The 14,253-nt window shown below is 38.8% G+C and carries 15 protein-coding genes and 1 tRNA gene; 6 read left to right on the forward strand and 10 right to left on the reverse strand.

All coding sequences use genetic code 11. The features are described 5' to 3' along the window. Nucleotides 1–129 precede the first annotated feature (129 nt). Entirely contained in the window at nucleotides 130–672 is a 543-nt protein-coding gene (locus B3600_RS12575; RefSeq protein ID WP_046672388.1) for a DUF1543 domain-containing protein, read from the forward strand. 75 nt (nucleotides 673–747) lie between these two features. Here B3600_RS12575 and B3600_RS12580 read toward each other — a convergent pair whose 3' ends face one another. From B3600_RS12580 to B3600_RS12605, 6 genes are all read right to left on the reverse strand, one after another. Beyond that, nucleotides 748–2,223: an amino acid permease gene (locus tag B3600_RS12580; RefSeq protein WP_046672387.1), complete on the reverse strand. Its 1,476-nt coding sequence runs from the start codon at nucleotides 2,221–2,223 to the stop codon at nucleotides 748–750. 132 nt (nucleotides 2,224–2,355) lie between these two features. Further along, on the reverse strand, nucleotides 2,356–3,003 hold the full coding sequence (locus tag B3600_RS12585; RefSeq protein WP_070566149.1) for an NAD(P)-dependent oxidoreductase: 648 nt from the start codon (nucleotides 3,001–3,003) through the stop codon (nucleotides 2,356–2,358). Nucleotides 3,004–3,010: 7 nt separating this feature from the next. Further along, nucleotides 3,011–3,424, reverse strand: a complete 414-nt coding sequence (locus tag B3600_RS12590) for an RrF2 family transcriptional regulator (RefSeq protein ID WP_112375580.1) — start codon at nucleotides 3,422–3,424, stop codon at nucleotides 3,011–3,013. A 115-nt stretch (nucleotides 3,425–3,539) separates the two neighbouring features. Continuing rightward, the gene (locus tag B3600_RS12595; RefSeq protein WP_053003519.1) at nucleotides 3,540–4,226 is read right to left on the reverse strand and encodes a hypothetical protein; all 687 of its coding nucleotides are present in this window, start codon (nucleotides 4,224–4,226) and stop codon (nucleotides 3,540–3,542) included. Between the two features lie 121 nt (nucleotides 4,227–4,347). Then, nucleotides 4,348–6,294, reverse strand: a complete 1,947-nt coding sequence (locus B3600_RS12600) for a M1 family metallopeptidase (protein WP_239468752.1) — start codon at nucleotides 6,292–6,294, stop codon at nucleotides 4,348–4,350. A 169-nt stretch (nucleotides 6,295–6,463) separates the two neighbouring features. Beyond that, nucleotides 6,464–6,811, reverse strand: a complete 348-nt coding sequence (locus B3600_RS12605; RefSeq protein WP_070566141.1) for an ArsC family reductase — start codon at nucleotides 6,809–6,811, stop codon at nucleotides 6,464–6,466. A 328-nt stretch (nucleotides 6,812–7,139) separates the two neighbouring features. On the opposite strand from B3600_RS12605, the gene fbaA reads away from it, so the two are divergent. From fbaA to B3600_RS12620, 3 genes are all read left to right on the forward strand, one after another. Beyond that, entirely contained in the window at nucleotides 7,140–8,219 is a 1,080-nt protein-coding gene (fbaA, locus tag B3600_RS12610) for a class II fructose-bisphosphate aldolase (RefSeq protein ID WP_046672381.1), read from the forward strand. Nucleotides 8,220–8,377: 158 nt separating this feature from the next. Continuing rightward, on the forward strand, nucleotides 8,378–9,052 hold the full coding sequence (locus B3600_RS12615) for a head GIN domain-containing protein (RefSeq protein ID WP_286753175.1): 675 nt from the start codon (nucleotides 8,378–8,380) through the stop codon (nucleotides 9,050–9,052). Between the two features lie 233 nt (nucleotides 9,053–9,285). Then, nucleotides 9,286–9,954: a sterol desaturase family protein gene (locus tag B3600_RS12620; protein WP_236585996.1), complete on the forward strand. Its 669-nt coding sequence runs from the start codon at nucleotides 9,286–9,288 to the stop codon at nucleotides 9,952–9,954. Nucleotides 9,955–10,058: 104 nt separating this feature from the next. Here B3600_RS12620 and B3600_RS12625 read toward each other — a convergent pair whose 3' ends face one another. Continuing rightward, nucleotides 10,059–10,472, reverse strand: a complete 414-nt coding sequence (locus tag B3600_RS12625) for a group III truncated hemoglobin (RefSeq protein ID WP_286753176.1) — start codon at nucleotides 10,470–10,472, stop codon at nucleotides 10,059–10,061. Nucleotides 10,473–10,639: 167 nt separating this feature from the next. On the opposite strand from B3600_RS12625, the gene B3600_RS12630 reads away from it, so the two are divergent. Continuing rightward, nucleotides 10,640–11,206 (forward strand): hypothetical protein, encoded by a 567-nt coding sequence (locus B3600_RS12630; protein ID WP_070566135.1) that lies wholly within the window; start codon nucleotides 10,640–10,642, stop codon nucleotides 11,204–11,206. A gap of 188 nt (nucleotides 11,207–11,394) precedes the next feature. Here the strand turns inward: B3600_RS12630 and B3600_RS12635 are convergent, their stop codons facing one another. Then, nucleotides 11,395–11,931, reverse strand: coding sequence for an ExbD/TolR family protein (locus B3600_RS12635; protein WP_070566193.1), 537 nt, complete (start codon nucleotides 11,929–11,931; stop codon nucleotides 11,395–11,397). Nucleotides 11,932–12,319: 388 nt separating this feature from the next. Then, nucleotides 12,320–12,862 (reverse strand): hypothetical protein, encoded by a 543-nt coding sequence (locus B3600_RS12640; RefSeq protein WP_286753177.1) that lies wholly within the window; start codon nucleotides 12,860–12,862, stop codon nucleotides 12,320–12,322. A gap of 171 nt (nucleotides 12,863–13,033) precedes the next feature. On the opposite strand from B3600_RS12640, the gene B3600_RS12645 reads away from it, so the two are divergent. Next, on the forward strand, nucleotides 13,034–13,924 hold the full coding sequence (locus B3600_RS12645; protein ID WP_286753178.1) for a winged helix-turn-helix domain-containing protein: 891 nt from the start codon (nucleotides 13,034–13,036) through the stop codon (nucleotides 13,922–13,924). 65 nt (nucleotides 13,925–13,989) lie between these two features. On the opposite strand, the gene B3600_RS12650 is transcribed toward B3600_RS12645, so the two are convergent. After that, nucleotides 13,990–14,074: transfer RNA gene (locus tag B3600_RS12650), tRNA-Ser, on the reverse strand. Nucleotides 14,075–14,253: the final 179 nt, after the last annotated feature.

Consider the following 14,253-nt stretch of genomic DNA (forward strand, 5'->3'; position numbering starts at 1 on the left):
GGTGGATAATAGTTATTTTTATTTTTTATAGGGCTTAAGTTATGAAATATCCATGATTCGTACGCATAAACATCGCTGAAAAATAAACTGGATATTCTAGTATGGACATTGAAAGACTGGTTTTTGACTATGAAGTTATTTATGATTTTGATCGGTTGTAAGCCGAAAAATAGACGGACAGAACAGCATGACATTTTCTTTGGCATTGGGAATGAGCTCAAGGATTTTGTTGATCCCATTAAAGATTTTTGGCCTGAGGCTGATGGTAAAATCCATATTGATGCCTACCGTATTGTCCATAAGATCGGGGAATATGAAATTAAGGTTACTGAAAGGGGGAATGGACAGGCTGTTGATTCGGAAGTGAAATTGTTTTTTGTTAATTTAGGGGGATACAAACCGAATGAATTTGATGAGTTCCATTACAAAGAGCTTATTGTTGCATCGAGTTTGGCCAAGGCTACTGAAAAGGCAAAACGGACTGTTTTTTGGAAGCACCACAGTTCGGCACACATCGATGATAAGTATGGTTTGGATGTTGATGATATTTATGAGATCGAAGATTTGCTATTACCTCGTGATAAAGAGCAGTATAGTATTCAAATTACCCCAAAGACCGGTTTGGAAGAAGATACCATTGCGAATGGCTATTTTAAACTGAGCGCGTTATAGAGGGAATGCGCTATTCGATTTCTTAAACATAAAAAAGGCTTCTCTATAAAGAAGCCTTTTTTATGTTTAACCAGCTTATTGTTGGTTCTGATGTTGTTTTCTAATGACACTATGTTTTTTGCCGTATACAAAATAAATCAATAAGCCTATACCAAGCCAGACGGCCAAACGCTCCCAGCTTTCTATTGGCAATGAAGCCATCATTAAAATACAGACCAAGATTCCCATGATCGGAACGAAAGGAACCAGTGGTGTTTTAAATGGGCGCTCCAAATTGGGGTCTGTTTTACGTAGTACTAAAATACCCACACATACGAGGGTGAAGGCAAATAAGGTACCGATACTTACCATATGGCCAAGGTCTGAAACTGGAACGAAACCTGCGAATATACTGACGAATACCATGAAAATAGCGTTTGTTTTCCAAGGAGTCTGTCTTTTGGATAAGTCTGAGAATATCTTTGGAAGCAAACCATCCTTACTCATCGAATAAAATACGCGGCTCTGACCAAGTAACATCACGAGAATAACTGAAGTGTATCCTGCAATAATCGTAATAATCAACGCTGTATTTAAGAAATGGTAGCCTGTTCTGGCAAAAGCTGTCGCAACTGGCTTAGCGTCCCCCTTAAACATCGTGTAATGTTCGATTCCGGTCATTACGTAGGAGAATAAAACATACAAAAGTGTACAGATTATTAATGAACCGATGATACCTATAGGCATACCTTTTTTTGGATTTTTTGCTTCTTGGGCAGCTGTACTCACCGCGTCAAAACCGATGAATGCAAAAAATACAACGCCTGCAGCACGCAATACACCGCTGATGCCAAAGTGGCCAAAGTCATCACTCTTTAGAAATGACCAGAAGCTTTGTTGCCCACTTTTTACAAGCTCTTCACCTGCATTTACAGGAATAAATGGATCGTGGTTTGCAGGATTGATAAAACTCCAACCCAAGGCGATAAAAATCAATACGACGCCGACTTTTAGAATTACCAAAATATTGTTTACACGGGATGATTCCTGTGTGCCACGCATCAGCAATAGCGAGAGTAAACAAACAATAATGATCGCAGGTAAGTTAACCACGCCACCTTCCCAAGGGCCTTTGAGTAGGGTATCGGGGAGTTGGATGTGGAATATCATCAGGAGCTGGTTGAAATATTGGGACCAGCTGACGGCTACTGTAGCTCCTGCTAGTGCATATTCGAGGACGAGATCCCAGCCGATAATCCAGGCGACAAATTCACCCATTGTGGCATAGGAATACGTGTAAGCACTTCCTGCAACAGGAATCATAGAGGCAAATTCGGCATAACAAAGACCTGCGAACCCACAGCCTACTGCTGCGATAATGAAAGATAGGATAACAGCTGGCCCTGCATTTTCAGCAGCGGCAATTCCTGTTAGGGAGAAAAGTCCTGCCCCAATGATGGCCCCAACACCGAGGGCGATAAGGCCCGAGCTGGACAGTGTCCTCTTTAGCGTGTGTTCACCATTTTCATTTGCTTCAGCAATGAGTTGAGGAATCGATTTTTTAAATAGCATAGGATTAATTCTTTACGATTATTTAGCTTTTTAATTGTTTAATTAATGTCAAATATAAATGATCTCAATGAAAAAAGGGAAGATTGCTCCTCCCTTTTGTAATAAAATCTGAATCAAATGCTTGTTTGGGTACTAATATGCTGCTGTAAAGCGTTTATTGAGGAATTGTTTGTTCTCAATTTCGTCTGCTATTGCTACAGCAAGATCCTCTACTGATAACCTAGATCGACCTTCCTGGTCAAATACAGGAGCATCAAGGCCTGTACGGTATTTTCCTGTACGGGTTCCACCAGCATGGGAATTCATTTCTATAGCAGGACTAAACATGGTCCAGGTAAGTTGATCTTCTTTTTGGATGGTTTTCAGGTAATCTGCTGCAGCTAAAGCCCCAGGTTTAATTTCTTTTGGAAAATCCGGTGAATCGACCAGTCTATTTCCATCAATCAATAAACTTCCTGCACCACCAATAACAATGAAACGATTGATACCGGCATCCTTAACAGCCTGTTGGATTGCCAATGCACCTTTTGTAAAATCTTCATAAAGATTAGGGTTGGTCCATCCGGCATTGAAAGCCGAAACAACAACATCAACACCTTTTAGAGCAGAAACCAATTGATTATTATCATTGATATCTACTTGGAGTTTGGTTACTTTTTCAGTCGATGGAATATTTTCGGTGTGGCGGGCGATTGCAACGACGTCATAGTTGCGGTCTACCAATTCTTTTACGAGATGAGATCCTACGTATCCTGTGGATCCAATTACTGCTACTTTCATGTTTCCTTTAATTAAATGTTTTGCTAAAATCAGCTAGGGTTATCTTTTCCAAACGCTGTACAATATCAGTGTCGACTTCCTGATACAGATCCTGGAGTTTGGAGTTGATATTTTTGCCAACAACACAGGCCGGATTGGGATTGTTAAATTTCCCGCCGAAATCGCTTTGCTTGGTGCTGATATAAATATCAGCCAAGGTAATCGTTGGATTCTCGGGATTTATGCGAATACCGCCGCCCTTACCTTCTTTACTCGTGAGTAAAGATGCTGTTTTAAGAGATGCAATTTCTTTGCGAACCACACTTGCATTGACCTGAATGCTTGACGCAATATATTCAGAAGAAAGCCATTGATTTGCCTCCTCTAACTGTGCCAGAACCATAATGTGTAATGCTGTTGCGAACCTCAAGTTGTGTAACATCCTCTGCTGATTTTTCTAAATTATAACACAAAGTAACAGAAAAGGTTTTAAACTGAAATAAAAATTATTACAGTTTAAAACCTTCTGACAATCACGTGATAAAAGTGTTTGTTTTTTATTTTTTCTCGTTAAATTTTTTATAACTATCCATAATATAGACCTTCAAAGTTTCTTGGCTGCTGTTTTGGATAAATTTATAAGATGGTCTAAATCTTTCCTTAAACAGGGCTAGATCCGAACCATTGAGCGGAGTCAATTCTTTAATCAGGTTTTCTGTGAACTTTCTGTCAACTGCTCTTTTTTCGAGTTCATCGACCAGAAGTTTATAGTTTGAACGCGCTTGTTTTCCCTCTTTGCTAAATATGCGGCTTGGAGAAATCCGTACTCCACCGCGATTTTGACTGGCGTCAGAATACTTTCCTAAAGTCTTCTCGCGCTGGATTTCAGCAGCAAGTCTGCTGTCTGTCATCCGTTCGACGACAACTTCACTCAGTTCGATAACATTATTCATTCTGTTCAAATAGATTCTGCGTAAGCTTGTATCATAAATGAAGACTGTATCCTGTTCGTATCCGACGGCCTTGATCAACAAGAGGTCGTTTATATTGGCGTCAATAGCAAAGGAGCCATCTCTATTGGTCTGTACTTCAACCTTGGTTCTTAAATTTTGGATCTGTGCAGCCTCGATTTTCTCACCGCTGACAAGTTCCATAATAATCCCCTTGGTTTTTTCCTGTGCAACAAGATGTCCACTCATTAGCGTAATAAGTAAGCAGCTTAGAATCGTTTGTAAGATTTTCATGCGAATAAATATAGTTATGTATTTTCAATCTATGAATGAACAGGATATTTGCTGTTTTGTTTACGCCGTACGTTCATGATTGTTCTCTAGCCAAAAATAACGAATAGATTTTGAAAATTTGCTAATTTGCTTTCCACGAATTATTGTCTGGATTCTTGTCTGGCATAACCATGTCTGGATCTAACTGTACGGATTGCAATGATTCTGTGGTCGGTATTTTAAATTGCCATACATCGTTTCTTTCCCAGATTTCCACCGGTAGTTTTTTTCGGATCTTCTTGCCCGATACGGTTGTCGCTTCAATAATAACTGGCATCGGTAATTTTTCGAGATTTTCCACGGTGACAAGTGCGCCAAATTTTGGCTCGTTGTTGACATAGGATACTGATTTTATACCTTGGTCCATTTGCCAGTTGTTGACAAACCACCCGCGCCAGAACCAGTTTAGGTTTTCTCCAGCACCGTTTTCAATGGCTTTGAAGAAATCCTCTGGAGTAGGGTGTTTGTAAGCCCATTCTTGGATATATTTTTTAAAAGCGTAATCGAAGCGCTCAGGACCGATGATTTCGTTTCGCAATAATTTCAGTCCATAAGCTGGCTTATAGTAGACCAAAGCACCAATATTACGTTCTTTCATGTTTTGCGGAGTACTCATGATCGGTTCAAGATTACGGGCAGTAAAGATGTAGGATCTGCTCGCCTGATTACGGTAATATTCACCATTATTGAATTCCTTTGTAGCGAGTTCGTTAATAAATGTATTGAACCCTTCATCCATCCAGCCATGTTCACGTTCGTTGGATGCGACAATCATTGGGAACCAATTGTGACCAAACTCGTGGTTAGTAACCCCCCAAAGTGAACCTGCTTTGGCCCGATTGCCACAGAACGACAAGGCTGGGTATTCCATTCCACCAACATTGGAAGCTACATTCACAGCTACAGGGTAAGGATATTCAAACCAGCTTTTTGAATAGATTTCAATTGCGGCTTTTGTATATTCTGTCGAGCGTTCCCAGGCATTGTTACTGTTACTTTCAATTGGATAGGCTGACAAAGCAAGGGATTTTTTTCCGCTGGGCAGATTGATCTTCGCACCATCTACTATAAATGCCGTAGAGGAGGCCCAGGCAATGTCTTGCGCATTATTAAGTTGATATTTCCAGGTTAAGGTTTTCTTGTCAGGTCTGGAGTTTTTTGCGGTAACTTCTTCGGCGGAGCGGATGATTACGGTTTCATCGCTACGTTGTGCCTGTTGGTATCGTTTGAGTTGCTCAGCTGTAAATACTTCCTGTGGGTTTAACAATTCGCCACCCAAGACAACCATGTGGTTTGCTGGAGTAGTGATCTCAACCTGGTAATTTCCGAATTCACGATAGAACTCTCCTGGTCCTGTATAAGGAAGCGTATTCCAACCTCTAATGTCGTCATAGACACACAGTCTTGGGAACCATTGTGCAATGGCATAGATTTTTCCGTTTTTTGTATCAAGTATACCGGTACGATCAGCTCCATATTTAGGAACGGTGTATTGGTATTTAATCTTAAAAGTTATTTTTCCGCCCTTGCTCTTTAATGCTGTCGGAAGTCGAAGCTGCATGCGGGTATCGTCAATAATATGTTCGATCGTATTTCCGTTTACGTCCGTAACCGATTGTATCTGATATCCACCATCAAAAGTGGAGTTGCCATCACCGTAACGGCTGTCGGTCAAGGGGGAGATCAATTGACCACGGCCATGTTGTGAAAACATATTTTGATCTAACTGCAACCACAGATAGTTCATATTGTCCGGACTATTGTTACTATAAGTAATCTCAACAGCTCCTGTAATTTGATCATTTTGATCATTCAGGGAAGCCTGAATTTTATAATCGGCTGCATTTTGCCAGTAGGCAGGGCCCGGTTTTCCGGCTGCGGAACGATATTCGTTACCATTATTTTTAAAAAACAAGGGTGCAAAGGCCTCAGTATAGCTATAATTGGATGTTTTCTCCTGTGCAAAGGCCGGATAAGCATAGCTCAACGCAACAAGGCTTAAAGAAGCCAGTGCAATTCTTTTCATCATACGTTTACTTAAATTATGTTTATTTGCTCCAATATACAATGAAAAGTACATTGAGCCAAAAAAAACGAAAACGACGTCTTAAAAGTTAAGGGAAAAAGGGGGACTTTAAAGGTGTATTTGGTACAATTGGAGGCTTTTTAAGACCTCCATTCCAGGGAGCTTTCTGGAACTATTTTAAATTTGTTACGTACTCTGTTTCATTAAAACCAAGTAATATGCCTTTATTGTATTCAATAACGGGACGTTTAATCATACTCGTGTTTTCCTGAAGCACCTTATTGGCGCTATTACTGTCTACGACTTGTTCTTGAGTTTCCGGAGATAGTTTTTTCCATGTAGTTCCCTTTTTATTCACTAAGGCCTGCCAGTCTACCTGTGTTTCCCATTCTTTTAATTTATCCTCACTGACACCTTCTTTTTTGAAGTCATGAAATTGAAAGGGGATATTGTTGTCTTCCAACCATGTAAGTGCTTTTTTTACTGTGTTACAATTTTTGATACCGTATACCTGTAGCATAATAGTGACAATTTGGTGAATCCAAATTTAATCAATCTCGACACAATATTTAAAATAATTCGTATTTCTGAATACATTCAAGATGCCTTATCTGTGATCCAATGATAATTGCGGATATCCTGTTGTTCATGGTATTGGGAAAAATAGGGACAAGTGGACTATTCTATTCAAAGGAATAATCAGAGGTTTATGATTTGTTAAGATTCTATATTCCCTATGGATTGATAGTGTATTTAGTACACTATAAAAATTAGGAAGTAATAATAATTTTTAATAATTTAGTAGCTTCAAGTATAATGAAAGATTAAAATAAATCAATAACAGAAATATGAGCCTAAAAGATTTTAAAGGTGTATTGACAGGAGATCAAGTACAAGAGTTGTTTGAGGTAGCGAAGAAACATAAGTTTGCTTTGCCTGCGGTAAACATTATCGGAACAAACTCTATCAATGCGGTTATGGAAACTGCGAAAGCAGTAAATTCTCCTGTAATTATTCAATTGTCAAATGGTGGAGCGCAATTCTACGCTGGTAAAACCTTGAACAACGATAATTTACAAGCTTGTGTATTGGGAGCGGTATCCGCAGCACAACATGTTCATTTATTAGCTGAGCATTATGGTGTAGCGGTTATTCTGCATACAGATCACGCAGCTAAGAAACTTTTACCTTGGATCGACGGTTTGTTGGACGCTGGCGAGAAATTCTTTGCGCAACACGGAAAACCATTGTTCTCTTCTCACATGTTGGATTTATCGGAAGAGCCAATTGAAGAAAATATTGAAATTTCAGCTAAATACTTAGCACGTATGAAACCACTTGGTATGACCGTGGAGATCGAGTTGGGTGTTACAGGTGGTGAAGAAGATGGTGTTGACAACTCGGATGTAGATAGTTCAAAACTGTATACTCAGCCGGAAGAGGTTGCCTATGCTTTTGAAGAACTGTCTAAAGTATCTGACAAATTTACAGTGGCAGCTGCATTTGGTAACGTTCATGGTGTTTACAAACCAGGTAATGTGAAGTTGCAACCAGTTATATTACACAATTCACAAGAATATATTCGTGAGAAATATAATCTTACTGCTGAAAAACCAGTAAACTTTGTATTCCACGGTGGTTCTGGTTCATCTCCTGAAGAAATTGCAGAAGCGATTTCATACGGTGCAATCAAAATGAACATTGATACCGATATGCAATGGGCGTTTTGGGATGGTGTGAGAGCCTATGAAGCGAAAAACCACGATTATTTGCAAGGTCAAATCGGTAATCCTGAAGGAGCTGATTCTCCGAATAAAAAATATTACGATCCACGCGTTTGGTTACGTAAAGGTGAAGAAACTTTTGTTGCTCGTCTGAAAGAAGCGTTCGCTGATTTGAATGCAGTAGATGTCAATAGCAAACTATAAGTATAAGCTAAAAAATAGATTATAAAAACGTCTTTAGTGCCCCCAAAAAGTTAAACACTTTATGGGGGCATTTTTTTATGTCAAAATAGGTTAAAAATATTGTTCTTAGTAGGAATTGGCTTATTTTTTGACGAACAACAATAAAAAGTCAAGTAAATATGAAATTTTTAGGAGTCAGTGTAATTCTTTTATTAATTGCCCAAATGGGGTTTGGGCAGGTGAAGCAAAATGTTGGCGATTTTTCTTCGGTTGTAGCGACAGACAAGATTCAGGTGGAGTTGATTAAGTCCGACGAGTCCTTGGTGACGTTTGAAGGACAGAATCACGAGAATGTTAAGGTGGTCAACACAAATGGATCCTTGGTTTTGAAAATGAATACGTTGAACATGCTGCAAGGGGGGAATATCTCTGTGAAGGTGTATTACAAGAGTTTGAACAATGTGGAAGCAAAAAAAGGGGCCAAGGTATTTGCGACCACAAATAATACAGTTGCTGCTGATCACTTAAAAGTATATGCTTCAGAAGGTGGTCTGGTCGATCTCTATACAGCGGTAAAAACAGCTGAAATAAAAGTGACCTCAGGTGCTACAATCGCTTTGTATGGAAAGGCAAACAAACAGGAGATCATTTCGAATTTTGGCGGTAAATATGAAGGAAAAGATTTTAAGACGAACACCACGGTGGTAACCGTCAATGGTGGTGGTAAAGCGGATGTTTATGTTACTGATTCCATCGAAACCAAAACACGTGGCGGTGGCGTCATTGATGTTTATGGAAAACCAGAACAACGTGTAGAAAAGAAAATGGCTGGTGGAACAGTCAATTTTAAATAAGTGAACTGTCTTGGATTTGTCAATTTTCTGATGCTTAGATTTTAGGTGATTGAAGCGAAAAGAGTGAAATTTAGGGGAGGAGATGGAATAAAAAGGGTTTAACTTAACCGGGGTAATGATCGTCGTTTAACCTTTTTATTAAAAAGGTCAGTTATTTTGTTTTTCTCATCAGAAACCTTCTTCATTTGTGCTTAAAATATCTATTTTTGTAAGGGAATAATAAAAATAGTATTATGGCAAAGCGTAATTATGTTTCAAATTCTACGGAATCTACGCGCATGTTCAAGAATGACTTTTTAGAGTCTTTGACGAAGGTGCATTGGAGTGTACCTTTGATTTTCTATGTACCCGTGGTTGTGTTCTTTTCGTATAAAGCGCTAGTTTGGGGAGAGGTTTCCTTCTTAACATACATGGGGTATTTTATTTTTGGTTTAGCTTTCTGGACTGCTTTTGAATATGCATTACATCGTTGGGTATTTCATTTTCACCCGACAACGGAATGGGGAAAGCGAATTGCTTTTATTTTCCATGGTGTGCATCATGATTACCCAAGAGACCGTATGCGTTTGGTGATGCCATTGTCAGCGAGTATTCCACTCGCTCTTTTGGTGTATCTTGGTTTTACATTGTTTTTCTCGAATGAGTTTATCCTGGCCTGCTTTTTCTCAGGTTTTATGGTGGGGTATTTGATCTATGACGAATGTCATTATGCGATGCACCATGCTAATTTTAAAAGCGGCATTTTCAAACGCATCAAGCAGCACCATATGTTGCATCATTATTCTGATCCCGAAAAAGGCTTTGGAGTAAGTTCTTCCTTATGGGATGAAATTTTACGCTCAGGTTTCGAAGAAAAGGAACCCAAAAAAGAATCTACTTCCTTAAAAGAAGAAAAAGCATAAATTGAATCACATCAACTAAAAAAGCCCTGGATAGTTTCCAAGGGCTTTTTTTATGGATTAATTTTTATTTATCAATGTGATCAAGTGGGCTTTGTAGGCCAACTTTAGATCAAGGGTTTCTTGTTGGGGTTGGCCTGCAGGTATTCCAGTTTGAACTGAAACATTTGGGCCATTTTCTGCGCACGCCATTTGGCCTCTTCGGCCTTTTGTCCACTGTATAAGCAATCTACTGTTGCTTCGAATAAATTGAGCCATTGATCAAAGTGTTGTGCATCAATGGGTAAATTGATATGGGGTGGAAAAGGGCTGCCGAAATAACTATGTTCATCCAGCAGGATAGTCTGCCAGAAACTATACATCTTTTCAAGATGTATAGCCCAATTGTCTTGGATTCGTTCTTTAAAAATAGGTCCGAGCAAAGTATCTTTACTTATCGTCGTATAGAATTGATCTACTAATACTTTAATGTTATCGAGTGTCTGAATATCCTGTTTCATCGGCGTATGATCTATGCTCATGAATAAAGGCCTATAGCTGGATCAAAAACTTTTTCATGATGTTTATCTGGATTAAATGTAGTGACATTTATAGAGAATCGCATCACTTGGATGTAAAGATGTCTCGTTGAAATTTTGTAATTCTCTTTTATTGTCAGTAAATTGACTCAATACTAAGGGAAAAACATATGGGAAAATACGTTCTTTTAATCCTATTATCGATGGGATTTTATGCTGTTGAGGCACAGGTTACAACAATTTCGATCAATAAGGAAAATTTTCAGTCTTCTGGTTTTCCATTTAAGGGGAAGCGTGTGTTACAAGTGGAACGCCTTCAGACTCCAAAAGAAGATAATTATATTGTTTTTTCAAAAGAGGAACGGGGTGCTGATCCCGATAAACTTTATGTACAACAATTTCAGCAGATCGATGGAATGTGGCAGCTTGTGGCTGATGAATTGATATCCGAAGAAGGGATTGTTACGTCGGTTTGGGAATCTCGAAAGGCATTTTTTGATGCGGATAGGGATGGTAAATTGGATGCATTATTTATCTATTCAAGGCATCCAAAGGATGACCTGCAAAAGCAGCTAAGCTGTATTGGACTAGTTCTTTATAAGAATAAGTTTTACCGTCTCCGTGCAGAGGAAGCAGATGGTTATAGCCAAACAACGTTTTCGGACAATTATGCATCCCTACCGGTTGAAGTAAAAGAAAATGTGGAACGTTATTGGAATAATCTGGATAAAAGATAATATAGGCTACGCGTCTGGAATCTACCGAAAGATCGATGGATCATACGATCTTTCGGTAAACTTGTTATTGTATATTTGATCAAATAGTAAGCATTTCCGCATTTTTTGATCACTAATTGATTTTACCTATGAAAGGCTCATTCAATAGGTTATCTCAAAGCATGGACAAGATATCGTTTAAATCAATGTTACTGGAGTGCAGCGAGCAATTGCTTTTCTTCTTCGATTTGCGTTTTACTGATTACGTAACGTGCGATATGCTGGTCCTTCAAATGGTCTATCGTTTGAATAACATCTTTCGTGCGCGCTTCTTTGCTAGGTTTAATCAATACAATCATGTCCTTTGTATTGGGCATGGTGCTAATCTTAGCTTTTAACTGTGCAATAACAGCCGAGAGCCCTTTGTCGATATCTACCGGTATTTGTGAAGAGCTGATCGGTTTTTTGAAATCCCCATGATACCACATGAATTTTCCTTCGCCCAGGATAAGAGTTGCCGTGCGGTTTTCATCAATAAGAACCGAACTTTCTATAGCTGATTTAGTTTTGTCTGGCATGGCGATATCCATTGCAGATGGTTTATTTAATGTTGTGGTCAACATAAAAAATGTAATGAGAAGAAATGCGAGGTCTACCATCGCTGTTAAATCTACTTTAGGGGCCATTTTCCTGCTTCTTATTTTTTTCTTTCCCGTTTCTTGCGTTTTTTGATTTAATTCTGCCATGATCGTCATCTTTAGGTTAACACGTTGTTGTTACTCCTTATAATGATGGCAGAAAAGAATGGATTCCACAGTGTTTAAAAAAAAAAAAATGAAGTTTTTTTTAGATACTTTCTGTTTTTTTTTTCTTAACTGTTGGTAATCAGTTTTTTTACCTGGTGTTTTGGTTTGTTCGTTGTTGATCAGATTTGTTTAATTCGCTTGTTATTTTTCCTTTCATCCAATTTAGGTCGGTTGCTAGGCTGTCGAAATTTATCGAGTTGGTTTGGTGACTTAATTTGAGTAACAAGGTTACTTTCGTTGTGATTTTAATTTTTGTACAAATAGTTGTGTTTGCAAAAAAGCCCTTCAATGCTGAAAGGCTTTTCTTGTGGAGTGGTTGTTACGTTACTCAGCAAGCGCCTTGGTTAGGTATGCGTTTATAAATTATTTTGTTATCTCTTTGTACATAGTCGCCCGCTACTATTGGATACGAATACTTAGGCGCGTACATGACACCACGACCCCTTATCGTTATTTTGTCGTTTACTTTCAAGCTTCGCAATTGTTGAAATTCATTGGAATTTTCCTGGCCAAAACTGAGAATATAGTCTTCACGATTAATTCTAACCATCACACCGAAACCTAACTGTGCTCCTAGTGGAAGATAAAGCGAAGTTACAACTGCGGCTATGTCGGCAGAATTCTTTATCTGATTGTTTATTTTCGCCGCGTTGTCAAGTACTTTTATGCCTTCGGGAGATTCTTGCCATTTTTTGAACTTTATACCATTAGGACTCGCTTCCCATTTATTCCTTTCGGCGGTCATTTCAGAACGAGTGCGTGATTTCGCAGCCGATTTTTTAAAAGTTTCATTTTTGATTTCGCGATTGGCAAATGCCAAGCCGCTTCCTATGGCAAGCGGTAAGACCAATAAATAGATAATTTTTTTCATATTTTTAAAAATTTAATGAAGATTCGATTTATCACAGTAAATTAGATCCGTTCAAACTTTTTTCTCGTATCCTTTTTAGCGTGATGTAACAAAAATACGTTGATGATACTTATATAGTGGGATTTAGACTGTAAATAGTGATGTAATCTTTGTAAATAAATTGTAAATCGTATGTCTGAAAGCCGAAATATTTTCTCAGGGAACCGGAAGTACTTGTATGGCGGGATAATGCTCTTGTTTATTGCAATGGCCTTTATCGCTTTTGATAAGACTGGTACAGACGATTTTGATAGCGCCAGGAGAGAAGTTTTGCTTCGGCGGATAGGGGATGAACTGCTTACACAGTCGGGTGACAGTAGATCAAGGGTGCTTCCGATTGAAAAGATTCAAGAAAATGAATATCAGATCAGGTTTGAGAATGAAATCACCTTTAAACCGGACTCGCTGGTGAGTGCTATTCAGCGCCTGTTGGTCAATGATCCTCTTGCCAGTGATTACGTTGTTAACGTCCTGAATTGTGGCAACTCAAGCGTAGCTTATGGATATGCTATTTCCAGTAATAAAAAAGATGATATTATTGCTTGCAGAGGAAGAGTGCAACCTAAAGGATGTTACATGGTTAACATTAAATTTAAACCTACCGGAATAAACACGGCAGCGAGTAGCCTTTTTTTGATTATTCTGTGGTTTTTAGTATTTGCTGGATTCATTTTTTTGAAAACGGATCGGAGGCGAAGTGCTGTGTTGTACGATCGAAATAACTCTGTTTTAGCCTTAGGGTCAGTTTTGTTTAATCCGCAGGAGCGAGAAATGGTCATTCACGACAACACGATTGATCTCACCGGAACGGAAACTCGTCTGTTGCATATTTTCGCCTTGTCACCTAACCAGACGATAGCACGAACCCGGCTGCAAAAAGAGATTTGGGAAGATGAGGGGATTATTGTCGGGCGCAGTCTAGATATGTTTATATCAAAACTTAGAAAAAAATTGGAGTTTGATCCGACTATCAAAATTACGGTTATACGTGGTAAAGGATATAAACTTGAGGTTAGTTCTTAAGAAGAGTAAGGGGACGGATTGGGCTAAAATGCAAAAAGCCTTTCATTTCTGAAAGGCTTTTTCTGCGGAGAGTGAGGGATTCGAACCCCCGAACCTGTGACAGTTAACGGTTTTCAAGACCGCCGCATTCGACCACTCTGCCAACTCTCCGCGACAAAAGTAGAAATTTTGGGTAGAATTACAAAACTTATTTTACATTTTTCTTTGTTTAAAAGCAGTTTTAGCACTCTTAAATAGAAATGTAGTTGAATACCAGTTGGTTATTTTTAAGGGGTGCCCCTCTTTCCGATGTCATATTGGCGACAAAAAAAACTCCGCCTTGGTGGATA

This window comes from Sphingobacterium sp. UBA2480 (genome assembly GCF_002341965.1).
Classification (GTDB): domain Bacteria; phylum Bacteroidota; class Bacteroidia; order Sphingobacteriales; family Sphingobacteriaceae; genus Sphingobacterium; species Sphingobacterium multivorum.